Origin of the sequence: Kitasatospora nipponensis (genome assembly GCF_039528135.1) — a bacterium.
GTDB lineage: Bacteria > Actinomycetota > Actinomycetes > Streptomycetales > Streptomycetaceae > Kitasatospora > Kitasatospora nipponensis.
Map to the genome: position 1 here is coordinate 1 of NZ_BAAALF010000926.1, position 588 is coordinate 588.

1 protein-coding gene is annotated in these 588 nt (G+C 67.3%); it reads left to right on the top strand.

Going from position 1 to position 588, the window contains the following annotated elements:
• A partial coding sequence (locus ABD323_RS44105) for a beta-L-arabinofuranosidase domain-containing protein (protein ID WP_344447626.1) occupies positions 1 to 588 on the top strand: 588 nt, incomplete at both ends.

The window sequence follows — 588 nt, forward strand, 5'->3', positions numbered from 1 at the left end:
GACGACCCGCTACCGCGACATCGCCACCAACGCCTGGACGATCTGCACCACCGCGCACACCTACGCCATCGGCGGCAACAGCCAGGCGGAGCACTTCCGGGCCTCGAACGCGATCGCCGGTTACCTCGTCAACGACACCTGCGAGCTCTGCAACTCCTACAACATGCTCAAGCTGACCCGGGAGCTGTGGCAGCTGGACCCGGACCGGGCGGCGTACTTCGACTTCTACGAGAAGTCGCTGATCAACCATGTGATCGGCGCGCAGAACCCGGCCGACCCGCACGGGCACATCACCTACTTCACCCCCCTCAACCCGGGCGGTCGCCCCGGTGGTGGCCCGGCCTGGGGCGGTGGCACCTGGAGCACCGACTACGGCACGTTCTGGTGCTGCCAGGGGACGGGCGTGGAGTCCAACACCAAGCTGATGGACTCCATCTACTTCCGCGACGGCACCACCCTCACGGTGAACCTGTTCCTCCCGTCCGTGCTGACCTGGACCGAGCGCGGCTTCACGGTCACCCAGACCACCGCGTACCCGGCCGAGGACACCACGACGCTGAAGGTCACCGGCAGCGTCAGCGGGGCCTG